General features: G+C 59.7%; 22 protein-coding genes and 2 tRNA genes. 10 read left to right on the forward strand and 14 right to left on the reverse strand.

Annotated elements, in window-relative coordinates; all coding sequences use genetic code 11:
- The 5 genes from H9L06_RS07615 to pknB all read left to right on the forward strand — a co-directional run bounded on the left by H9L06_RS07615 (window position 1) and on the right by pknB (window position 7789).
- Window positions 1–1404, forward strand: a complete 1404-nt coding sequence (locus tag H9L06_RS07615; protein WP_246454313.1) for a PP2C family protein-serine/threonine phosphatase — start codon at window positions 1–3, stop codon at window positions 1402–1404.
- Window positions 1394–2797, forward strand: coding sequence for an FtsW/RodA/SpoVE family cell cycle protein (locus tag H9L06_RS07620; RefSeq protein ID WP_187554630.1), 1404 nt, complete (start codon window positions 1394–1396; stop codon window positions 2795–2797). The genes H9L06_RS07615 and H9L06_RS07620 overlap by 11 nt, the downstream gene beginning before the upstream one ends.
- Window positions 2794–4281: a peptidoglycan D,D-transpeptidase FtsI family protein gene (locus H9L06_RS07625; RefSeq protein ID WP_187554631.1), complete on the forward strand. Its 1488-nt coding sequence runs from the start codon at window positions 2794–2796 to the stop codon at window positions 4279–4281. The genes H9L06_RS07620 and H9L06_RS07625 overlap by 4 nt, the downstream gene beginning before the upstream one ends.
- Entirely contained in the window at window positions 4278–6005 is a 1728-nt protein-coding gene (locus tag H9L06_RS07630) for a protein kinase domain-containing protein (protein WP_187554632.1), read from the forward strand. The genes H9L06_RS07625 and H9L06_RS07630 overlap by 4 nt, the downstream gene beginning before the upstream one ends.
- 77 nt (window positions 6006–6082) lie before the next feature.
- Window positions 6083–7789, forward strand: coding sequence for a Stk1 family PASTA domain-containing Ser/Thr kinase (pknB, locus tag H9L06_RS07635; RefSeq protein WP_187554633.1), 1707 nt, complete (start codon window positions 6083–6085; stop codon window positions 7787–7789).
- 105 nt (window positions 7790–7894) lie between these two features.
- Here pknB and H9L06_RS07640 read toward each other — a convergent pair whose 3' ends face one another.
- From H9L06_RS07640 to H9L06_RS07650, 3 genes are read right to left on the reverse strand one after another with little or no spacing between them, the layout of a single operon-like run.
- A complete protein-coding gene (locus tag H9L06_RS07640; protein WP_187554634.1) occupies window positions 7895–8533 on the reverse strand; it encodes an anthranilate synthase component II in 639 nt (212 codons plus the stop codon).
- On the reverse strand, window positions 8530–8688 hold the full coding sequence (locus tag H9L06_RS07645) for a hypothetical protein (protein ID WP_187554635.1): 159 nt from the start codon (window positions 8686–8688) through the stop codon (window positions 8530–8532). Before H9L06_RS07645 ends, H9L06_RS07640 begins: the two co-directional genes overlap by 4 nt.
- A complete protein-coding gene (locus H9L06_RS07650) occupies window positions 8688–9431 on the reverse strand; it encodes a class E sortase (RefSeq protein WP_187554636.1) in 744 nt (247 codons plus the stop codon). Before H9L06_RS07650 ends, H9L06_RS07645 begins: the two co-directional genes overlap by 1 nt.
- A 60-nt stretch (window positions 9432–9491) precedes the next feature.
- Here H9L06_RS07650 and H9L06_RS07655 point away from each other — a divergent pair, with 60 nt between their 5' ends.
- The gene (locus tag H9L06_RS07655) at window positions 9492–9767 is read left to right on the forward strand and encodes a cell division protein CrgA (RefSeq protein ID WP_187554637.1); all 276 of its coding nucleotides are present in this window, start codon (window positions 9492–9494) and stop codon (window positions 9765–9767) included.
- 69 nt (window positions 9768–9836) lie between these two features.
- Here the strand turns inward: H9L06_RS07655 and H9L06_RS07660 are convergent, their stop codons facing one another.
- Entirely contained in the window at window positions 9837–10649 is an 813-nt protein-coding gene (locus tag H9L06_RS07660; protein ID WP_246454314.1) for a rhomboid family intramembrane serine protease, read from the reverse strand.
- Window positions 10650–10819: 170 nt separating this feature from the next.
- Window positions 10820–11329, reverse strand: coding sequence for a peptidylprolyl isomerase (locus H9L06_RS07665; RefSeq protein WP_187554639.1), 510 nt, complete (start codon window positions 11327–11329; stop codon window positions 10820–10822).
- 69 nt (window positions 11330–11398) lie between these two features.
- Here H9L06_RS07665 and H9L06_RS07670 point away from each other — a divergent pair, with 69 nt between their 5' ends.
- Window positions 11399–11902: a DNA/RNA helicase gene (locus tag H9L06_RS07670; protein ID WP_187554640.1), complete on the forward strand. Its 504-nt coding sequence runs from the start codon at window positions 11399–11401 to the stop codon at window positions 11900–11902.
- A gap of 43 nt (window positions 11903–11945) precedes the next feature.
- Here the strand turns inward: H9L06_RS07670 and H9L06_RS07675 are convergent, their stop codons facing one another.
- From H9L06_RS07675 to H9L06_RS07685, 3 genes are all read right to left on the reverse strand, one after another.
- A complete protein-coding gene (locus H9L06_RS07675; protein WP_187554641.1) occupies window positions 11946–12455 on the reverse strand; it encodes an NUDIX hydrolase in 510 nt (169 codons plus the stop codon).
- Between the two features lie 9 nt (window positions 12456–12464).
- Window positions 12465–13520, reverse strand: a complete 1056-nt coding sequence (locus H9L06_RS07680) for an alpha/beta hydrolase (protein ID WP_187554642.1) — start codon at window positions 13518–13520, stop codon at window positions 12465–12467.
- Window positions 13521–13752: 232 nt separating this feature from the next.
- The gene (locus H9L06_RS07685) at window positions 13753–13893 is read right to left on the reverse strand and encodes a hypothetical protein (protein ID WP_187554643.1); all 141 of its coding nucleotides are present in this window, start codon (window positions 13891–13893) and stop codon (window positions 13753–13755) included.
- A 100-nt stretch (window positions 13894–13993) separates the two neighbouring features.
- Between H9L06_RS07685 and H9L06_RS11785 the strand changes: the two genes are divergently transcribed.
- Complete coding sequence (locus H9L06_RS11785; protein ID WP_246454315.1) at window positions 13994–14665, forward strand: MarR family winged helix-turn-helix transcriptional regulator; 672 nt, start codon at window positions 13994–13996, stop codon at window positions 14663–14665.
- Between the two features lie 73 nt (window positions 14666–14738).
- On the opposite strand, the gene H9L06_RS07695 is transcribed toward H9L06_RS11785, so the two are convergent.
- Window positions 14739–16352, reverse strand: a complete 1614-nt coding sequence (locus H9L06_RS07695) for a hypothetical protein (RefSeq protein WP_187554644.1) — start codon at window positions 16350–16352, stop codon at window positions 14739–14741.
- A 186-nt stretch (window positions 16353–16538) separates the two neighbouring features.
- Window positions 16539–16611 (reverse strand) — tRNA-Ala (locus H9L06_RS07700).
- Window positions 16612–16727: 116 nt separating this feature from the next.
- On the opposite strand from H9L06_RS07700, the gene H9L06_RS07705 reads away from it, so the two are divergent.
- Window positions 16728–17786: an FUSC family protein gene (locus H9L06_RS07705; RefSeq protein WP_187554645.1), complete on the forward strand. Its 1059-nt coding sequence runs from the start codon at window positions 16728–16730 to the stop codon at window positions 17784–17786.
- Here the strand turns inward: H9L06_RS07705 and H9L06_RS07710 are convergent.
- The 3 genes from H9L06_RS07710 to H9L06_RS07720 are packed head-to-tail and all read right to left on the reverse strand — an operon-like array spanning window position 17761 to window position 20680.
- Window positions 17761–18513, reverse strand: coding sequence for a pyrimidine reductase family protein (locus tag H9L06_RS07710; protein WP_187554646.1), 753 nt, complete (start codon window positions 18511–18513; stop codon window positions 17761–17763). The two genes, H9L06_RS07705 and H9L06_RS07710, sit on opposite strands and share 26 nt — an antisense overlap.
- Window positions 18510–19457 (reverse strand): dihydropteroate synthase, encoded by a 948-nt coding sequence (gene folP / locus H9L06_RS07715; protein ID WP_246454316.1) that lies wholly within the window; start codon window positions 19455–19457, stop codon window positions 18510–18512. The genes H9L06_RS07710 and folP overlap by 4 nt, the downstream gene beginning before the upstream one ends.
- A complete protein-coding gene (locus H9L06_RS07720) occupies window positions 19454–20680 on the reverse strand; it encodes an NAD(P)/FAD-dependent oxidoreductase (protein ID WP_343069235.1) in 1227 nt (408 codons plus the stop codon). Before H9L06_RS07720 ends, folP begins: the two co-directional genes overlap by 4 nt.
- Window positions 20681–20753: 73 nt before the next feature.
- Here H9L06_RS07720 and H9L06_RS07725 point away from each other — a divergent pair, with 73 nt between their 5' ends.
- Window positions 20754–22118 (forward strand): alpha,alpha-trehalose-phosphate synthase (UDP-forming), encoded by a 1365-nt coding sequence (locus H9L06_RS07725; protein ID WP_246454535.1) that lies wholly within the window; start codon window positions 20754–20756, stop codon window positions 22116–22118.
- 54 nt (window positions 22119–22172) lie between these two features.
- On the opposite strand, the gene H9L06_RS07730 is transcribed toward H9L06_RS07725, so the two are convergent.
- Window positions 22173–22249 (reverse strand) — tRNA-Ile (locus H9L06_RS07730).
- Between the last annotated feature and the right edge of the window lie 7 nt (window positions 22250–22256).

Below are 22256 nucleotides of genomic sequence, written 5' to 3' on the forward strand. Positions count from 1 at the left end.
GTGGCAAACGGATATGCGAGCGCTATTGGCTCACACGTCGGTATGGTCCGCTCGAATAACCAAGATTCGGGCTATGCCGGCGACTATCTGTTTCTCGTAGCAGACGGCATGGGCGGTCACGCTGGCGGCGACGTGGCCTCAGCTCTCGTCACTCGTGACATTGCTCGCCTAGACGATGCGCCGGGCGGCCTCCCGCAGCAATCAACTGAATTGCTGCGCACCTCGCTACTGTCTGCGAACCGCATGCTTCGAGACACGGTCGGCGATCACCCAGAACTGGCCGGGCTTGGCACCACATTTGTCGGGTTTATCACCGTCGGTGATCAGCTCGCCCTCGCCCACATTGGTGATTCACGGCTCTATCTTCTGCGCGACGGGCATATGCTTCAGGTCACGAAAGACCACACGTTTGTGCAGCGCCTCGTCGACAGTGGTCGCATCACCGAGGAAGAGGCGAAGTTTCACCCCCGGCGTTCGGTACTCATGCGGGTGTTGGGCGACGTCGAATCTTCTCCCGAGATCGATACCGACATTCTCGACACGCAGCCCGGTGACCTGTGGCTGCTCTGCTCTGACGGCCTATGCGGCTACGTTGACGACGATGAGATCGAGCGAATCTTGCGCCGCCGTTCGTCACTGCAGGGCGCGGTCGACGACCTCATCGATAAGAGCCTCGCTCACGGCGCACCCGACAATGTGACGGTTGTGCTGGTCGAGACGACGACAGCCGAAGAGGCCGCTGCAATTGCCGCAGAAACAGCGGCAAGCGCGCCGGCTCAGCCGCAGCGCGACACCCTCGAAATTGCGGGCCATCTCTTCTCGGTCGACGAGCCTGGGTCGGTGGACCAGACCGTCGAAAGCGTCGACGGTGAAACGACAGAGATCCACCGCGGCCCGCTAAACCCTCGATTCGTGGGTTCGGCCGCAAACGCACCGGTGCTTCGCGACGGCGAGATGACTACCGGCCGCAACAAGCTCATGGGTCGCAGGCGGATTCGCCGTGTACCCGTTGTCGAAGAGAGCCACTTCGAGCCAAAGGTCGACGAGTATCTCGCAGAACTGCTCGCCGAGACCCGCCGCAGCAACCGCCGCCGCCGCATCATGTGGCTCGTCGGGGTTATTGCGGTGCTCGCAGCTGTTGGCAGTGCACTGTTCTTTAGCTATCAGTGGACGCAAACGCGCTACTTCGTTGGCACCGACGGCGAGACCGTCGTGATTTTCCAGGGCGTGAATCAGTCGATCGGCACGTTCTCGCTGTACTCACCGGCCGAGGACACCGGAATTCCACTCGAGGCACTCGACGGACTCGAGCGTCGCGCCATCGAACGCACACTCAGCGCGAACTCCCTCGGGGAGGCTCGCGAGATCGTGGTGCGCCTCGGAGGTGTGCAAAATGCCGAATAGGTCAAAGAGCGAGGCGCGTTCATTCGAGAAAACTCGCACGAGCGAGACGGTGCTGCATCGCATTACCGCGATCCGCGCACCGCGAAAATTGCGCTCACTCGAGACGTTCCTTCTCATATTTTCCCTCGGCGTTGGCGTAGCCGCTGTCGTCATCATTGATCTCACGGTGCACGGTGAGATCGGCACCGCGCTTCTCCCAACCGGCATTCCGTTCGTTGTCGCGGTGTTCGCGCTTCACGTGCTCGTGCGCCGCATCGCACCCGACGCCGATCCACTCATCATGCCGATCGCGGTCATGCTGAACTCGATCGGTGTCGCGATGATTTACCGCATCGACCTCTCGAACAACCTCAGCGGGTGGGGCGCGGTCTCCGTGCGCCAGCTCCTGTGGTCGACCGTCGCCATTGTCGCGGCCGCAATCGTGCTCTACGTCATCAAGAGCCACCTTGTGCTGTTCCGTTACACCTACCTCTTCGGACTCGGCGCACTCATACTGCTGTTGCTTCCGATGCTGCCGTTCATCGGCGCCGAATTGAATGGTGCGCGGGTGTGGATCCACATAGGTGAGTTCTCATTCCAGCCCGGTGAAATCGCGAAGATATTCCTCGCGATTTTCTTCGCTGGCTACCTCGTGCGTAACCGCGACGCGCTCTCGATGGTGGGCAAGAAGTTTGCGGGCATTCGCTTCCCGCGGGGTCGCGATCTCGGTCCACTACTCGCGTTCTGGCTCATCGCCATGGCGGTGCTCGTATTCCAGCGCGACCTCGGCACCTCGCTCCTGTACTTCGGTCTCTTTCTGTCGATGTTGTACCTTGCGACGGGCCGCATTGGGTGGATCGTGCTTGGCGTCGGCCTGTTCCTCGTCGGCGGCATCGCCGCAAGCCAGACCCTCAGCTACGTCAATCGCCGCTTCGAGAACTGGCTTCACCCGTTCAATGACCCAACTAACACCGGATATCAGATGGTGCAGGGGCTCTTCGGCATGGCCAACGGTGGCATGACCGGCACGGGTCTGGGCCAGGGATACCCGGCAGATACTCCCGTTGCCGAGAGCGACTACATCATTGCCGCGCTCGGCGAAGAGCTCGGGCTGATTGGCCTCTTCGTGATCCTCGCGGCCTACCTGCTGCTCGTCGGCCGCGCGCTGCGCATTGGGTTCGCGGGTCAAGATGACTTCGGCAAGCTGCTCGCTTCGGGCCTCGGCTTCGCAATCGCGCTTCAGGTGTTTATCGTTGTCGGTGGCATCACCCGCGTTATCCCACTCACGGGCCTGACCGCCCCCTTCCTCGCGGCGGGTGGATCCTCACTGGTCTCGAACTGGATCATCGTCGTGCTGCTGCTCTTGCTTTCCAATTCGGTGCGCAACCGGCCAAAGCTGGTGATTCGCTCATGAATAAGCAAATGAAGTTTCTCTCGCGAACCGTCTTCGCGATGTTCCTCGTGCTGTTTTTCTCGGTCACGCTCATTCAGTTCGTGAATGCTGACGAGTTGCGAAACAATCCGCTCAACCAGCGAACCATTAAGAACAGCTACAAGGTCGAGCGCGGGTCGATTCTCGTTGGGGGCAACCCGATCGCGTATTCGACGCCAACGAGCGATACGTTCCGGTTCTTCCGTCAGTACGACCCAGGAACCCCGTACGCGCACGTGACCGGCTATTTCTCGCGACAGCAGGGCATGACCGGCCTCGAAGCCGCGATGAACCAAGAACTGTCAGGTAACGCGAACGCCCAGTTCTTCACTCGCATTATGAACACCCTCAACGGCGTGAAGCCCCAGGGCAGCTCGATCGACACCACGATTGATGCGCGTGCACAGCAAGCGGCGTATGACGCCATGATGGAGTTCGATTTCCAGGGCGCCGTAGTCGCTATCGAACCAGACACTGGCCGAATCCTCGCACTTGTGTCGACGCCGAGCTACGATCCAAATCTGCTCTCAACAAACAATGATGCAGAGATCATTGCGAACTACAACGCGCTCACCGAAGATGAGCTGCAGCCCCTCGTGAACCGAGCCATAGCGGGCGATCTCTACCACCCAGGTTCTGTTTACAAGCTCGTCACCAGCGCTGCGGCAATTGAAAACGGTGACGTCACCCCTGAGACCGAGTTCGAGAATCCTGCCAGCCTGCAGTTGCCGCAGTCGAGCGCCGTGATGCGCAACTCGGACCAGCAGACATGTGGCTCTGGCTCGAAGGCAACGCTCGAGACCGCAATCATGTACTCCTGCAACATTCCAATCGCAGAGATGGCGATGGAAATGGATCGCGACGAGGTGCCAAAGATGGCACGCGCGTTCGGGTTCGATCAAGATCTCTCAATTCCTCTTGAGGTCACCCCGAGCACCGCGCCGCAGCCGCTCGACCAGGCGCAGGTCGCGCTCTCGTCGATCGGTCAGCTCGACGTGCGCACTACTCCGTTGCAGGTTGCGATGGTGTCTGCAGCAATTGCGAACGGCGGCACACTCATGACCCCGCTGCTTGTGGAGAGCATCATTGCACCGGATCTTCGCATTGAGGCGAGCTTCGATCCGAGTGAGATGGGCAAGCCGATCTCAAAGAACACGGCTGAGGCGCTGACCTCGATGATGGAGAAGGGCGTGTCCGACCCAACGGGCTTCGCGCACCTTTCTGCCATCGATGGAGTCAGGGTTGCAGGCAAAACTGGTACGGCACAAAACGGTATAGACGCCAACGGGAACGATCTTCCCTATACGCTTTGGTATACGGGGTTCGCCCCGGTTGACGACCCGAAGATTGCCATCGCCGTGGTCATCGAAAATGGTGGCGGAACGGCCTTCGAGAATCAGGGGGGATCGTATGAACTTCCCACAGCGGTTGGAAAACGAGTAATGGAAGCGGTGTTGAGCGAATGAGGCCATCGGCAGGGATCACATTTGGCGGTCGCTACGAGCTAGGCTCACGCATCGCGGTCGGCGGTATGGGTGAGGTCTGGAAGGCGAGCGACAGCATTATCGGTCGCACGGTCGCCATCAAGATCCTCAAAGACGAATACATGGGCGACCCGGGCTTCCTCGAACGTTTCCGCGCCGAGGCACGGCACGCTGCCCTCGTGAACCACGAAGGCATTGCGAACGTCTTCGATTATGGCGAAGAGCAGGGATCCGCATATATCGTCATGGAGCTCGTGCCGGGCGAGCCGCTCTCTGCAATCATTGACCGCGAGGGGCGCTTACCGTCAGACCGCGTTCTTGGCATTGTCGCGCAGACCGCGACCTCGCTGCAGGCCGCGCACGACGCCGGACTCGTGCACCGCGACATCAAGCCGGGCAACCTGCTGATCACCCCTGAGGGCCGCGTCAAGATCACCGACTTCGGTATCGCGCGTATCGCAGACCAGGTTCCGCTCACCGCGACCGGCCAGGTCATGGGTACGGTGCAGTACCTTGCGCCTGAGCAGGCGAGTGGTCACGCGGCAACTCCGTCGACCGATATCTACTCGCTCGGCATCGTGGCCTACGAGTGCCTCGCTGGCAAGCGACCGTTTACTGGCGAGTCGCAGGTCGCGATCGCCATGGCGCAGATCAATGACACCCCTCCTGCGCTTCCGGCCGACGTACCCGAGGCCGTAAGCAACCTCGTGATGTCGTGCCTGTCGAAAGACTCAGTGGATCGGCCAGAAACTGCCGCGAAGCTCGCGCAGGCGTCTGCCGCACTTCACCGTGGGGATATCGAACTCGCGGCGAGTTACGTTCCCCAGGTGAAGGGGAAGACTGAAGATCCGGCCGCGACCGTTGTCATGGGCCACGTTGCGGGCAGCGATGCCGCAACAACCGCACTGCCGCAGACCCAGGTGATGGGTGCCGGTGCCGGTGCAGCAGCTCTGGCCAACGGCAACGGTGACGAGCCCGGCGAGCCCGAAGCAAAGAAGAAGAGGAACCGCTGGACCTGGCCGCTCATCACACTCCTCGCACTACTGCTCATCATCGGCGTTGGCACGGCGGTTGCGCTGCTCAATCAGAACACTGAGGAGCCGAAAGAGACGCCGACAACTTCGGAGACCGAGAAGCCAACCGAGACCACGAAGCCTCCGACCGAACCAACGAGTGCAGCGATTGACGCAAGCAGCATCATCGGGGCGATGACCTACGACGAAGCGGTTGCCTATTTGAATGGCCTCGGGTTCACCAACATCGCTCCGGCAAGATCGGGCGCAGCAGTGCCAGACGATGAGGCAGGTATGGTGACAGATGTCTCACCCTCGGGCGAGACAGAATTCGACGAGCTTATTACGCTCACCGTCAGCGTTCCTTTTGGTGAGATTGGCACGCCCGGAGCGCCCACAATCGGCGGCCCATCAACCGTGAACGTCGGTGACACCGTCGTGCTTCAGGGGTTCTCTTCAACCTGCCCTGCGGGACTCACACTCGGGGCATATGATGTGCAACTGAGCGACCCATCGCTCGCGCAGTTGAATGGCAGCGCTTCATCGAGCGGGGTCTCGCTGACCACTCTGAAGGAAGGCGAGCTGAAAGTAACTTATACCTATCGGTGTGAGGGACCGCAGCAGCGTGTTTCGCCGGTATCCTCACCTGTGACTATTACGATTACATCTCAGGCTCCGCCGGAGGAAGAGTAATCCGGGGTTTACTCAGCAACAGTTGCTGAGTGCCAATACACTTAAGAGATGATTTGAGCACTCCGAGAGAGGTGAGCATGCCGGAAACTGCGGGCAGTACTGAGCCGCGAATTCTCGCAGGCCGCTATGCGATCGGGGAGTTCATTGGTCAGGGTGGCATGGCCACCGTGTATCGCGGCACCGATACGAAGCTCGGTCGGCAAGTCGCGATCAAGGTCATGAAGTCAGAACTGTCGAATGACGAACAGTTCCGCTCAAGGTTTCGGCAAGAAGCACAATCGGCTTCACGCATGGCGCATCCAACGGTCGTGCGAGTGTTCGACGCCGGCGATGACCTCATTCAAACCGCAGACGGAGTAAAGCGTCTCCCATTCATTGCGATGGAGTACATCGAGGGCAAGAACCTTCGAGAACTCGCCGCAGAGAACAAGCTCAGCCCTGCCGAGGCCGCTCGAATAGTGGACTCTGTGCTTACCGCACTCGAGTATTCGCACCGTGCGGGAATCGTTCACCGTGACATCAAGCCGGCGAACATTATGGTCACCAAGTCTGGCCAGGTGAAGGTCATGGACTTCGGCATCGCACGCGCGGTGTCCGACACCTCTTCGACGCTTCAGCAGACAACAGCGATCCTTGGCACTGCCGCCTATTTCTCGCCCGAGCAGGCCAAGGGTGAGTCAGTCGACGCCCGCACCGACCTGTATTCGACGGCGGTTCTGCTCTATGAGCTCCTCGCTGGTGAAGTGCCCTTCACCGGGGATTCGGCGGTCGCGGTTGCCTATCAGCACGTTAGTGAGCGCCCAAAGCCGCCGAGCGAACATTCTCCTGACCTCGCGCCCGAGTTCGACCGGGTCGTCATGTACGGACTCGGCAAGGATCGCGCAAAGCGTTTCCAGACAGCCGCAGAGTTTCGCGAGGCCCTACGCAAAGCCGCAAACGGCGAAATGCCAAAGCTTCCGCGCCATGACACGCAAAGCACGGTGCTGTTCTCGGCCGGAGACGAGATCTCCGACTCCGATCTCGCACTTCGGCAACTCTCCGAGGGGGGTGGCAGCAAAACTCAGAGCAGACCACCCGTGATGTGGACATGGGCTGCGATTCTCACGGTCGGCGCAATCGTCATCGCGGTGGTGTTCTGGCTAGTAAACCTCGTGCCCAGTAACATCGCCCCGTCGAGTGTTCGCGAGATTCCAGAGTTCGAGAACACAACTCGAGCGCTAGCTCTCGAACAATTGCAAGAGCTAGATCTAGAGGTGGTCCAGGTCGAGCAACCTGACGACGACGTGCCGAGTGGTTATGTCATATCCACGGATCCGGTCGCTGGCTCAAAAGTGAATGTGGGCGATGAAGTCACCTTGTTCATCTCTACCGGCCCTGAATCAGCCGAAGTGCCCGGATTTGCCGGCCTGACGCTCGACAAGTACACCGAAGCAGTAGAAGCGCTTGGGCTTGCTGTCGGCAAGGTCACCACGAAAGACGACCCAATTGAGCCAGAAAACCGGGTGCTGAGCGTGTCGCCAGAGCGCGGTACAACGCTCAAGTGGGGCGAATCGGTTGATGTGACGGTGTCGAGCGGTAAGGTCGATGTGCCCAATGTCGTGAGTCAGCCCCTCGAGATTGCGCGTTCACTGACGAGCGGGCTGGGCCTCGAACTCTCACTCGTTCCGCAAACCGCATCAGATACCGGGTGCACACCTGAGGCGAGTTACCCGATCACCGGCCAATCAATCGTGGGGCAGAACCCGCAGGGTTCAAAGCTCGAGCTCACGTACTGCGTCGGCTAGCCTGAGCCTGCAATCTGGCGTCAGAATCCGCTGCAGTCAGAGCAATACCTTTTGTGGCGTGGCCACGACTTGTCGTGCCGGGGCCGCGCTGCAATTACGGCTGCGTTAGTGGTTCACAATAAGCGGTGAGAGCGTAGCCGCGATCTCGGCCGCATTCTCGAGACCGACGCTTTGTAGCCAGTTACCGAGCTGTCGGTAGCCACCTTCGGTGAGCACGGATTCGGGATGGTACTGCACCCCATAAATCGGCAGCTCGCGGTGACGCAGTGCCATTACGACACCGCCCGCGGTCTCTGCAGTGATGACCAGGCTCTCTGGTACGGTGCTTCGCACAACCGCGAGGGAGTGATAGCGAGTCGCATCAAATTCCTCAGCGACCCCTGCGAAGAAGCTGTCGCCCGTGTGGCGCACACGCGAGATCTTGCCGTGCATGAGTTCTTGTGCGTGCGTCACCGTCGCTCCGAGCGCCTCGGCAATTGCTTGATGCCCCAGGCACACGCCAAGCAACGGGACTCCTGTGCGCAGGGCGATATTCACCATGGAAATCGACACACCGGCGTGAGCTGGCGTGCCTGGGCCGGGGGAGAGGAGAACCCCGTCGTATTCCGTGACAAGCTGCTCGAGTTCGCCAACACTCACGTCGTCATTGCGGATCACGATGGTCTCTGCCCCGAGCTGCTGCAGATACCCGTTCAACGTATAGACAAAACTGTCGTAGTTGTCGATTACGAGGACTTTCGTCACGTTCCCACCGTCGCTTCCTCTTCTGGGAACTGCACAAGCACCCATGGATACACATAGTTTATGACGACCCACACGAGTACGACCGCGAGTGCGAGCAGCACGATAAGGCGCAGCCAGACCGGGCCAGGGAAGAAACGCCAAAGTAGCGAGAACATTAGCTAGCGCCTCCCACAATTGCCGGGTTGAGCTCGATGAGCTCGGCTGGTGGGCCATCACTTCGGGGCTGGAACTCCTCAAAGATTGCATACGCGATAGCTCGCTCGTCTGACCCCCAGTTCTTCGGGTGGCAGGTGGTGAGCGTCAGAATCTGGTCGGTCCCAGGTGTTCCATCGATCCACGGAAATGGCTTCAACACACCAACATCGGTCGGCAGAACGTACTCGAGAGAACGGAACCGGTAGGTGTACCAGCCATCGGCCGTCTCAAAGAACAGTGGCTCGCCAATCCGCAGATTCATGATCTCTCTGAATGGCGTAATAAACCCGCCTGAACGGTGAGCAGCGAGCGCAAAGTTGCCGACCTCGCCGGGCATCACGCTTGTGGGGTAGTGACCAATGCCCTTGTCGTCATAGTTGAGCGTCTCCCACCATCCCGTTCCTTCTGCGACACGGTTCGCAAATGTTGTGCCAAACGCAGGAACATGGAGGGTGCCGAACACCTCGCCGATAGGAGGTTGTTCGGGAACCGGCACAGTGCCGGTATAGGGAGCCGCGTGCACTGCAGCCTCATCCCAAGCTGCCGAGTCTGCCGTCGTGAGTTCGAGTTGTTTCTCAACGACCGCAACTGAGGTGTGCCAGGGTTGCCACACAATGTATCCGAATACTCCAAGACCGCCGAGGATGAGGAGTTCACCAATCACCGTCAGCGGGCTAAGTTTTGCACGACGTCGCTTTTCCATTTACTGCCATTCTAAATGCGTCACACTGAGTGACCACCTCGAACTAGGTAGACTGTGAGCATGTCAGCAGCTGGTAAAGAAGTTAGCAAGCGAAACTCTGCAGAGGTCGCAGCCGAGCGCGCGCGTAAAGAAGCAGTTCGGAAGGAAGCGCCGAACCCCGTGTGGTTTAAGCCGGTGATGTTCGGCTTCATGCTTCTGGGGCTTATTTGGATCGTGTTGTTCTACGTCACGAGTTCAAACCTGCAGCTTCCGATCCCACAGCTCGGCCAGGCCAACATCTTCGTCGGATTCGGTCTCGTGCTCATCGGGTTCCTCATGACCCCGTGGTGGAAATAGCCTGCAGAATCTTCAGAGTTACACGCGTGTAATTCTCCCCACATGGGGATAAGCCTGTGGATAACTTTTCTACAGGGGCGGAATCACTAGGTATGTGCACGCAAGAAGCACAAGACCAATACCGAGTCCTATGAGCCCGACGAGCTGACGACGCTTGAACCTCGGTCCGCGCGTGCGCACCACGATCCACATCGCGAGAGCACCAATAACCATGCCGCCGAGGTGTGCCTGCCACGACACATTCGCACCCGGCATGAAACCAATACCGAAGTTGATTGCGAGCAGAACAAGCAGCGATGTGACGTTCGTGTTCATCGCTCGGAACGCCACTACCGTTGCCGCAAGCACTCCAAAGATGGCGCCTGAGGCGCCAACGGTAGGGGTGAAGATGCCGGTCGGCTGTGCGTAGCCCCAGAGCATTACGCCCAGCGATCCACCGATTCCGGCGAATACATACAGCACGAGATAACGCACTTTGCCCATGATGGACTCGAGGTGGCGCCCGAAAATGTAGAGCGCGAGCATGTTGAAGAGAATGTGGGGGATGAACGTCACCGAGTGTGTGAACATCACGGTGAGCATGCGCCACGGTTCAAAGGTTGTGCGAAGCAGTACGCCGTCTGGATAACCGGCCAGCACACCAGCATCTACTTCATGCACGCCCCCAGGGAGTGAGTAGGCAGGGATGTACCAAAGCGCGCCCGTCACCCCATTCGAAGCAAAGTGATAGCTCAACAACTGCAGCACAAACACGACGGCGTTCAGTGCAATGATGCCGAGAGTGACCGGAGAGTCGAGAGCCGCAAACTTTCGCGCCTGCACCTTTGCAGAACGAGCGAAACGCGTGGGAGCCGCGCCCTGGGCCTTTGCCGACTGTTTCACGCACTCAGGGCACAGCAGCCCGACGGGCGAAACGACCTGGCATTCTGCACAGATCGTTCGCCCGCACCGCTGACACAGCGTGAAACTCTGCCGGTCGGGATGCCGATAACAAATGTCGGTCTCGCCGAACTCCGCTTTTTCCCCGTAGCTCGGGCCGACAGATGCCACGTTTAGACCGCGACGATATCGACGCCGCTCATCACGACATCTTCAACCGGGCGATCCATTGCACCGGTCTGCACTGCCGAAATGGCGTCAACAACAGTCTTTGACTCGTTGTCAGCGACCTCACCAAAGATGGTGTGCTTGCCGTTCAGCCAGTCAGGCGCAATAGTCGTGATGAAGAACTGCGAACCGTTCGTACCTGCAAGGCGCCCGGTCATGTCTGGGCGCTTGCCCGCGTTGGCCATAGCGAGCTGGTAGGGCTTGTCGAACACGAGTTCTGGGTGGATCTCGTCATCGAAGTTGTAGCCCGGGCCGCCGGTGCCAGTGCCGGTGGGGTCGCCGCCCTGAATCATGAAGTTTGGAATGATGCGGTGGAAAATCACACCGTCGTAGAAGCCCTTTTCTGCGAGGTCGATGAAGTTCTTCACCGTCTTTGGTGCGTGATCACCAAACAGGTTGATCACAATGTCTCCATGGTTTGTGTGAATAGTCGCTACCGCGGTGTGAATAGTCATGACACAAGTCTACGGTGTAGCGTTGGGAGGCAAGTGGACGCGACCCGGACTACTTGAAGGAGAAAACACATGAAACTCTCTCGCAAACGCCGCCGCGAGCTTCGGCACCTGCGCTCCGAAGCGCAGGAGTTGCTCGACCAGCAGTTGCACGTGCTCGGCAACGCCAACACGGTGCTTAAGCAGGCTGGTAAGACGGCCAGAAATCTGAGCGATGAATACGTCGTTCCTCGAGTCGATGATGCTGTTGAGCGCGTGCGCCCGACAGTTGACCGCGGTGTTGCGTCAGCTCGGCGTGCGGGTGCTGCGGTTCGTCGTGTGACCACGCCACTCGTCGCAAGCGCGCTCGCAAATACGATTCGCGCGCTCGACGAACTCGATAGCCCACAGGCTTCAGCGCAAGTGCGCCACTTTGGCGAGCGCACCGGCGTGCTCAAGCCCGCAAAGAAGAAAAGTGGTGTCGGCGGCTTTATCGCGCTCGGTCTCGGCGTCGCAGCCGCGGTCGGCGTTGGTTACGCGCTCTGGCAAGCGTTCCGCACCGACGATGAATTGTGGATCGCGCCTGACGGCAACTAATACTCAGGCTAAGTGAGGCGGTGCAGCGGGTTCGCTGTGCCGCCTACTTGTTTGTGGTCGGCTTGTTGCGGGAGCGCGAACGGCCAGATCCACCTCTGCCCGAAGCAGCCTTCGCCGATCCACCGGGACCGCGCTTGGAAATACCCGCCATGCGCAGGCCCGTCTGCACGAGCGACAGTGTCTTAAGTGAGTGCACATCGCGCAGCGGAACCCAGCGCGCCTCATCTGAGGAGCCGCCAATTTCATGGCGGAGGGGACCGTCTTGCACACTAGCGCGATAGACGATGCGGATCGTGTGCAGCTCTGGTGTTTTGTCGTCGGGCACATCATCGCGGATCATTACGCGTGAATCGACGCCGAGAAGCCGACCAGTTCGCGCCGTAAGGCCGGTCTCTTCGAACACCTCGCGTACCACGGTCTCCCGCGGGTCCTCGCCGCTCTCGATACCACCGCCCGGCAGCGTCCATCCGTGTAGGTGACCGCGACGCCAGTGAGTAAGCAGGATCTTGCCGCGACGCTCAATTACAGCGTAGGCGGCGACTCGAAGATCCATACAGTGAGCCTACCGCTCGCTGCGAGCTGTCGCTTCCTTCCAACCGATCATCCAGCGCTCAAGTCGCTCGTAGGCCTGTTGTCGTGGCGATTCGGCAGATAAGAAAATGTCGTGAAGGGCTCCGTCGATCCGCTCAATCGTTACCGACTCACCGAGCCGCAGCGCAGCCTTCGCGACCTCATCGACATCGAGCACTGAATCTGCGCGAGTGAGTTCGTCGCTCCACTTCGTAGGAAATACGGAGCGCGCAGAAAGCATCACACAGATTGGAATCTCGAGGCCAAGACCGCGATGCACCAACTCGTGGCCCTCGAGCACGGCTGCGAGCCATCCGCTGTGAACCGTGCGCACCTGCTCAGGCCGCCAATCGAAGTTCACGGCCTCAAGTTCGCTACGTGGCCCGACCTCTGCCTGCGCCCGGGAGTAAAAGCCGTGGTCAAGCAGCGGTGTCGAATCAAGCGGTGTGTATCGTGCACCGAGGCGCACGATCGGCGTGAGGAGCTGTCGCGCCCGTGCCGCGAGTTGAAACTCAAGCCAGGGGCTGTTAAGCACCAGCGCATCGGCAATGCCGGGGTGCCGCGCCGCCCACAGGCTGAGTACGAGACCGCCCGTTGAGTGACCGACAAGAACGAACTTGCGTGGTGGCTTACCTGGTTTCTGATCTGACTGGATCTCGGCGACCGCTAGGTCGATCTCGGCGTCGTATTCTTCGAGATCCGTAGCGAAGCCGGCCACCTGATTCTCTCGGAGGCTTCGCCCGTAACGCCTGAGATCAAGAGCGAAGAACCTGGCACCCCTGCTCGTCCAGAACGACGCAAACTCCTTCTGAAAGAAGTAGTCGGACCACCCGTGCACATACAGCACGTCGATTTCTTCAAAGTCTCGAGTTTGGCGGGTCAGTTTCTGCCAGAGGCTGCGCCGGACCGGCAATGAACGAACGAGTGTGGCGACAAGTTCTTCTGAAGGAGTGCTTGCTTCCTGAGCGTCATCGCCTTGATCACCAACGAGCTCGAACGTGGTCTGCTCAAAACCAGTGCCGAGGTAATCGGGAACCCAGGTTGCCATGCCGCAATTCTATGAGGGCGCCCCTCGTCACGGCACTAACTTCAAGCTATTCAATCACCGCTTGAGTAGAGGAACTCACTGTGGAACTACGCCGCTGATCTGCCACAAGTGAACCCTGCTTCAAACCCGCGTTCGTACGCGCGCTGGAGTTGCTTGCGGAAGTGGAGACCGCGCCTGCCTTGGCGCTGGAGCTTTTGCTCTCCACGCTGTGGGCGACGAGCTTCGTGTGGGTTCACACCCTGGTCGCTACGCGCAGGGCCGTGCCAGTGTCCTCCACGTTCACCGCGAGTGGATCCGTGCCCACGACCACGGCGATGACTGTGTGGCCCGCGATCGAATCGATCGTGACCGCAATTGTGTTGGTGAGATTCATTGTTTTTCATAATTACATGTTCCTTACTTGTTATATTACATGTATATGTATGGTGACATGAATACCCAATGCATGTCAAGTGGCATGTAAAGTTATTTTTGTGAGTGATGAAAGCCTTGACACTTCGGTACCCGATCAACCAATCGATCCAGCCGCCGTCATCGGTGAGGCACTCGGGCGCCTTCGCGGTCGACGTCGGGGACTCCAGGGTCGACCCGCACACGGTGGTCGCGCGCATGACAGCCACGCTCACGGTGGCCACGTCGGGCACGGCGAACGTGGCGGGCGCGGCGGCTCGCACGGATTCGCTCCAGACGACCAGGGCTCACATGACCAGGGCCCGCACGACGAGCGCTTCACGCGACGGGGCGGTGGCCCCGGCAGGCGCTCGCCAGAACCGTACGTGGGCGATCCACGCCTGTCTCGCGGGCTCGGCGGCCCACCCGCAATCGTTCGCACCATCGAAGCCCTCGCGAAGGCGAAAGAGGCTCTCGGCGTCAGTGAGATCGCTGACGCGGTGGGGGTGGATCAGCCCAGGGCCTCGCGGCTTGTGCAACAGGGGGTCGCACGGGGCCTATTCGCACGCGAGGCAGACCCTGACGACGCGCGGCGCACTCGAATCGCACTCACCGAGCAGGGCCTACGGTTTGCACACGGCATTCGAAATCACCAGCGGGAGTCGCTGAACACCGCGCTCGAGAGCTTCACCGACGAGGAACGCACTGAGCTTGCGCGGCTTCTCACCAAGCTTGCTAACAGCTGGCCCGCATAGCTCGGCGACACAAGAGATGCGGGAACCGACGTCTAAGCCGCGGTCCCCGCATCTGCGAAGCAACAATCTGCAACTACCTCCTGTTTCTCTTCATTCGATGGCTCCCTGTCGCGATAAGCGCCAACCCACCCGCGAAGAGCAGCAGTGCGGCGCCTTCGACCGACCCAGAAACGCCGCTGGTACTCGCAGCACTCGCGGCACCGGTTTCAGCGAGCACTGGAGGTCGTGGCGCCATGTACTGAGTCACTACTCGCGGCATTGGTGTTGACGTTTTTGTCACCACGGGTGGATTCTCAGGTGGATTCCCTGGAGGGTTATTCGGTGGGTTGTCGGGTGGATCCACTGGGGGTGGGCACGGACTCACACTGAACTCAGTACTTGTCGACGCCTGATCCTCATCGAGGTTCACTACCGTTGCTTCGAATGATCCACCGCTCATCACAGTGAAAGTTTTCGAGAAGCTCTCACCTTCTGCCGTGAACGACCACACACCAAGGCTGGCTTCGGGAGACATCAACGAGATCACGTACTCATTGCCGACAATCAAACCGCTTACGGTAACTGCAATCATGAGGTCGCCCGGGTTCGGTGCGCAATCTGGTGTTTCTGCGACGATGCCAAGGTCAGGAACAACCGGAGGCTCGTCGCATTCGAACAGGTCGAGAGCGGTGCTTGCAACCATCATTTCGTCGTCAAAGAGTGTGATGGAGTAATCGCCATAGCCGCTGAGCGGAAGCATGTACTGTCCGTTGCCAGTGACTCCCACCGAAGCACTTCCTGCACCGCTGCTGATCGTCAGCGTGAGGTATTCATACCCCACCATCTCACTCACAGCAATTGAGACTTGCTCGGGCAATGAATTCACATTCATGTAGCAGCCAGGCTGCTCAACGTACACGTTCGCGTCTTTCACAGGCGGCGGTGGCGGTGGAGGATTCTTGGGATCCTTGCATCCGTTCTCGTAGATGGCCATTCCCGTAGCGTCCCAGTTCTGTCCCGGGAACATCTTCGTCATGCCATCAACCTTGTACTCAAACGGCGGAATGATGTCTCGACCATCCTGATGACCAGCGTGACCGCTAACATCACCATTCGCGTTCGGTTCGTTCACTACCCACGGATTCTGCTCAGATTCTGTCGCATGACAAATCATCACCTTGTTGTGCGGGTTGTCGTTTCCGTTTGGTTCATCCTTGCCGTCGTGGTCTTTGTCGTCATTGTCTTTGTCGCGGTTTGACTTTTTGTCGTCCGACTTCTTGTGATCATCCGACCGCTCATCTTTGCCCGGTTCCGCGTCGTCATGAGACTTCTTTGCATCGTCCTTGGCCGCTGACGCCGGTGGCGCGGGTGCAACTGGCTCACTCATCGTGGTTGCGGCGGCTTGTGGGCTCGGCGGTGTCGGCGGTGGATCGGCGACCTCAACTATCGGCGCGGCGACCGGCGCTGCTGGAGGTGCTGGTGGCGCAGGCGGTGGTGGATCGGCCGGTTCTCGCACTGGCGCCTGAGGAGTTACTTCCGTGATTTGCTCGGTGGCAACTGTGTCAGGAGGTGGAAGTTCTTCGGCGTGGGCCGCGAGTGCGCCGGGGCCGAGGGTGAGCGCCGCTGCCGAAACAATGGCGATGATGATCCGTTTCTGTTGAGTTCGAGTAGTGGAGTGCTGGTCCGCTCTCGGAATCCGGGATTCCATAGTGCGACATCCGTTTCATTTGGTGCAGCACACGGAAGTCCCACAGGCTGCACATCCTTGGTCAACCTGATTCGGATGTTAGGCCTAGCCTGAGAAATCTACATCGGGGAAAATTACCGATAAATCGTGAATATGAAACTCACGTGCTGCTCCTGGTGAAGGATCGCGACGAAACGCATAAAACTGTGGATCCTGGGAGAATCGAACTCCCGACATCCTGCTTGCAAAGCAGGCACTCTACCAACTGAGTTAAGGACCCGAGTGACACTCTGTGTCTCTCTCCGAACCTTGGCCGTAAAGCCGTTGTTCGGACTTGACTACTATAGCGGGATGTTTCGAGAGGTACAAATCGAGGCGGTGACTACAGTAGTTGAAGTGAATGAATCAGACAGGACAGGCCCCGCGAGAGTAGTGATGGGGGCGTTTCGCAGCCTTGTCACGCTACCGCAGCCAGGGCCTCCACGGTATGGCGTCGCGACGCGTGCGGGGCTCGCGATTGCTGTGCCTCTGTTTGTGCTCACACTTCTCGGGCAGCAAGAGATCGGCCTGCAGACTTCGGCGGGCGCGTTCATTGCCCTGTTCGCCGCTCAGGCGAACGCGAAGGAGCGCGCGAAGGCACTCCCCTTCGTGTTCGCAGCCCTCATTCTCAGCGCACTGCTCGGTGTCTTACTCAACCCGTGGCCGTGGGCATTCGCGATCGGTCTCGTGTTCGTCGCGGTTTCGACGTCGGCACTCTGTTTCGGGTTCCGAGTCGGTCCGCCGGGTCCCGTCTTCTTCGTGCTCGCATACGGTCTCGCATCGAACGTCACCGCCGTCGTCGATGGGGTGCGCGTCAGCAATCCACTCGTGTTTCTTGCGGCGATGTGCGGTGGATCGCTCTTCGCATACATCCTTGCGATTCTGCCGGTAGTACTCCCCTCGCAGCGACAGCTTCCGACGAGGCCACTACGCGAGTTGTTCCCTGGACCCTGGTTCGGTTCTGAGGAGCTGGTCCTGGTTGCGCGCATTGCGTTCGCCTCGGTGGTCGGTACCGCAGTGAGTCTCATTTGGCTGGATCAGGGGCATGCGTATTGGACCGTGTGCGCGAGCATCGCGGTCGTGGGGCTCGTCGGCGGTCGGCGTTTCTCACTCCAGCGCGGCCTGCACCGAATGGTGGGCACGTTCATTGGCGCTCTCGCGTTCATGCTCATCGCGCCAGTAGTTACGTATCCGCTGCTTCTCGCGGTGCTCATCGGCGCGCTGCAGTTCGCGATCGAACTTGTCGTGGTGAGAAATTACGCGCTCGCACTCACCATGATCACTCCGCTCGTGCTGCTCATCACCACGTCTGTGTCAACGAACAGCGACTTTGTTGCCTTCGCGCTCGAGCGAGTGGTCGATACCGTAGTCGGCGCGGTACTCGCGATCGTTACTGCGCTGCTTCACCGGAAGTAGCGCGCTCATAGCGCAAGAACACGAAGCTCTCGTCGTCGCTGAGCAGGCTCGCGACACGAAAGTCGCGCGGCGACTCCACGCTCGAGTGCGCGATACGCGGCGCTTGTCCGCTCACAAAATGCGGAGAAACGGTGAGGCAGACTTCGTCCACGAGATCCACCTCGAGCAGCGAGCCGAAGAGCGTTGGGCCCCCCTCGCTGAGTATTCGCCCGAGACCCAGGTCTCCAAGATGGTGGATCACCTCACCGAGATCAATCGCGTCCTCTCCATCGAGCGGACCCTCGCTACACATCACCACGTCGGCGACCTGCTCAAGCAGTTCACGCTGCCCAGCAGGCGCATCAGTGCGCGCGAACACAATCGGCCTGCTCTCTGCCTTCGTGAACACCGACATGTCGGGGGTGAGGTCGAGCGATCCACTCACGATAGCCATGCGAGGCACTCGCGACAGCCCGAGTGATTCGCGGCGGTCTGCATACTCTTCAGGCAGATTCAACCCGCCGTACCCCTCGGCTCGCACCGTGCCCGCGCCGACGAGCACAACGTCGCAGAGCGTGCGCAGCACCTTCATGAGTTCACGATCGTGGTGGCCGCCGAGTCCCCCGCTCCGACCGTCAATCGTGACGGCGCCGTCAGCGCTCGAAACGAAGTTCATGCGCACGTGTGGCTCACCAGATTCAGGGAGCGGATATGCGCTCCACCAATCAAGTTTCGATGACGAAGTCACACTGACACCTCACTGTTCACGGATTGGGGTTGCGCTGGTTCAGGTCGAGCCTCAGCTCCGAGAACCGGCATGTTATGGCGCAAATACGCGGGTCGGCGCCAGCCCTGAATCGCTTCAAACATGTGGATCGCATCAACTGTCTCAGGCACATTGTGTACCCGCACGATGCGCGCCCCCTGCGTTGCACACCACACGGCGCTCGACAGCGAGCCTGAGAGACGCTCACTGCGTTCTCGGTGCAGTGATTCACCAATGAAGTCTTTGTTCGAGAGCGCGACAAGCAACGGGTATCCCATGTTCGCGAACTCTTCGAGCCGGCGGGTGATCTCGAGGCTGTGCAAGGTGTTCTTGTTAAGGTCGTGGCCCGGATCCACAATGATCTGCTCTGGCCGCACCCCACGCGCGAGCGCGAGCTCGACCCGAGACTCGAGAAACTCACGCACCTCGGCGACGATGTCCTCGTACACAGGGCCAACGAGGCGCGTTCGCGGCTTCGCGACACTGTGCGCGATGATGAGTAGCGCGTCGCTGTCAGCGACGATGTCGGCCATCGCGGGATCGTGCAGGCCCGTCGTATCGTTCACCACGGCGGCACCCGCTTCGATCGCACGGCGCGCAACCTCAGGGTGGAACGTATCGACGCTCACGGGCCCGTGGGGAGCGAGTTCGCGAACGAACGGCACGACTCGATCCGCCTCTTCGTCGACCGGCAATGGCGGCCCGGGAGCGAATTTCACTCCCCCGACGTCGAGCAGATCAGCGCCGTGCTCGAACGCGCGCACCCCTGCCTGCACCGCCGCGTCGAGCTCAAACGTGGCACCGCGGTCGTAGAACGAGTCAGGAGTGCGATTCACAATCGCCATGACTGCGACCTTCTCTTGAAAGTCGATGTCGCGGCCACCAAGATTGTGGATCAGCGCGTCGATCTTCGGCCTAACGATCACTCGGCAGCCAACTCTTCAAGCGTCGAGTTCGTGTCAGCAAGGCGTGACTCATCAATCGTGTGCTTGCTACGAATGAGCTGCTGTACCGCCTCATTCACATCCCAAATATTTACGTTCATGCCGGCGACGACACTCCCCTCTCTCACCCAGAATGCGATGTATTCGTTCGCCGCGAGATCGCCGCGCACCACTATTTTCGCGTCTTTCATGAGATGTGGGTAGCCAGACAGCTCCATGCCAAGCTCAAACTGGTCGGTGTAGAAGTATGGGATCTCGTCGTAACTCACCGTCTCTCCGGTGAGCGCGCGAGCCACTGCCTTGCCCTGGTTGAGGGCATTTGACCAGTGCTCGCTGCGCAACCTGCGACCGGCGACTGGGTGCTGCACATTCGCGACGTCGCCAATAGCGAATACGTCAGCCGCGCTCGTGCGAAAAGAATCATCGGTGAGAATGCCGTCGTCGACCTCGATTCCGGCCGCTGTTGCAAGCTCGGTATTTGGCTCTGCCCCTACACCGACAACCACAAGGTCTGCCGGAATCGTTTCGCCATTGACCACCACGCCTTTGACTCGGCCGTCGCCAGCGATGCGATCCACCGCCGCATTCATCACGAATTTCACGCCGTGAGACTCATGGAGGCGCTGAAACTCAGTGCCGAGGGTGTTTCCAAGCGCCGCCGATAGCGGCACACTGCCGCGCGCCACAACGGTGACCTCGTTGCCGAGCGAGCGCGCAGAGGCCGCGACCTCCATGCCGATCCACCCCGAACCGATGACGACCACCCGGCGGTCACCCGACTTCAACAGGTCGTGTAATTCGGTGCTCTCGTCGACGGTGCGAAGGGTGTGCACGCCGGCGAGATCGGCCCCTTCGATGTCGAGCACTCGCGCACGTGACCCCGTCGCGATGACCAGCTTGTCGTACGCTAGGCGCTCGCCACTTTCGGTCGAAACCTCGTGAGTGTCGGTGTGGATCGCGCTCACCCTCACCCCAGTTCGCACGTCGATGCGCTGCTCCGCGTACCAATCGTCGGGCTTGAGGTACACGCTGTCGGGTTCGTGCTTGCCCTGCAGCACCTCCTTCGAGAGAGGCGGCCGCTCGTACGGAAAGTGCGGTTCTGCCGCGAGGATCGTCACGTCCCCCGCGTACCCCAGTTCTCGCACAGTTCTTGCGGCTCTGCCTCCCGCGAGTCCGCCGCCGATGATCACAATTCCTGACATCATCACTCCTTCGTGGTCGAGTGTGTTGCCTCAGGCCCGTAGCCCCAGGTTAGGCATAGGATGCAGTTTGGGCAAGGTGCACCAGTCCCGGAGGAAGGCGGCGATTCTGAGAGAAGTACTCATTGTCGCGAACCGGCTTCCGGTGAGCGTGGACGCATCGACACTCACGTCAGGTGGCCTTGTGAGCGCGCTGGCTCCCGTCTCGGATGCCATCGGTAGTACGTGGGTCGGCTGGCTCGAGAACGGGCCTGCAGAGCCGTTTGTAGTCGATGGGCAGCGGCTAGTTGCGGTGCACACCTCGCGCGAGCAATACGCCCGGTACTACGAGGGCTTTGCAAACCAGGTACTTTGGCCCGTGTTTCACGGACTTGGTGAGTACGAGACGCATCCGCCTGTGCAAAGCGAGGCCGCGAACTGGCTGAACGCGTACCGGAAGGTCAATCGCGCGTTTGCCGAACGTATCGCTGAGGTCGCGAGCAATGGCGCTCTTGTATGGGTGCAGGACTATCACTTGCTGCTCCTACCCGAGATGCTTCGCTCTTTGCGCCCCGACCTGCGTGTAGCGGTGTTTCTCCACATTCCTTTTCCCGATCCCGCTGCTCTCGTCACGAAACCTTGGGCGCGGGAGCTCGTGAGCGAGCTCGGTGCGGCACAACTCATTGGCACGCAGCGAGAGCGCGATGCACGGCATCTGGGCGCCGCTCTCCATCTCCTGAGCCCACAGTCCTCGCCAGTGGTTCGCGCGTTTCCCATCTCAATCGATACGGCACCGATTCTTCAAGAGGCGAATCGTGCTTCGTCGCCGAGCACGGTCACCTCTGTGCGTGAGCGGCTCGGCGTCACAGATCGGCCGATGCTCCTGGGTGTGGATCGCATCGACTACACCAAGGGCATCATCGAACGCATCGAAGCGTTCTCTGCCCTACTTGGTTCGTGGGAGGGCTCAGAGCCACTCCCCACGCTTGTGCAGGTGCTCACGCCAACTCGAGAGACCATACCTGCCTATCAGGGTTACCTCGCGCGCGTGAATGTTGCGACGACAGAGGTCAATAGGCAATTCGGTACTGCGAGTTACACGCCAATCGTGAACATCAACGGGTCGTATTCGCTACCAGAGCTGATCGAGCTTTTTCTCGCGACCGATGTAATGTGCGTAACCCCGCTTCGAGACGGCATGAATCTTGTTGCAAAAGAGTTTGTCGCCTCACGAGTCGACGATTCCGGGGTGCTCTTGCTGAGTAGCGAAGCGGGGGCTGCCGACGAGCTTCATTCCGCACTTATTGTGGATCCCCGATCACAGCTCGAGCTCACCGACGGCATGCGGCGCGCACTCAAAATGAGTGATGAGGAGATGCGGATCCGCATGCGGTCACTTCGCAAGCATGTTCTCGGACATACCGTGCACAACTGGGCCAGTAACTTCATAAAGGCCGCGAGCTAACACCAGCGAAATACAACGAAGGGCAGTTGATTTCTCAACTGCCCTTCTGTCATTTGGTGGGGCTACCAGGACTTGAACCTGGGACCTCTTCATTATCAGTGAAGCGCTCTAACCACCTGAGCTATAGCCCCTTGACCA

It is taken from the genome of Leucobacter denitrificans, from assembly GCF_014396385.1.
Taxonomy (GTDB): domain Bacteria; phylum Actinomycetota; class Actinomycetes; order Actinomycetales; family Microbacteriaceae; genus Leucobacter; species Leucobacter denitrificans.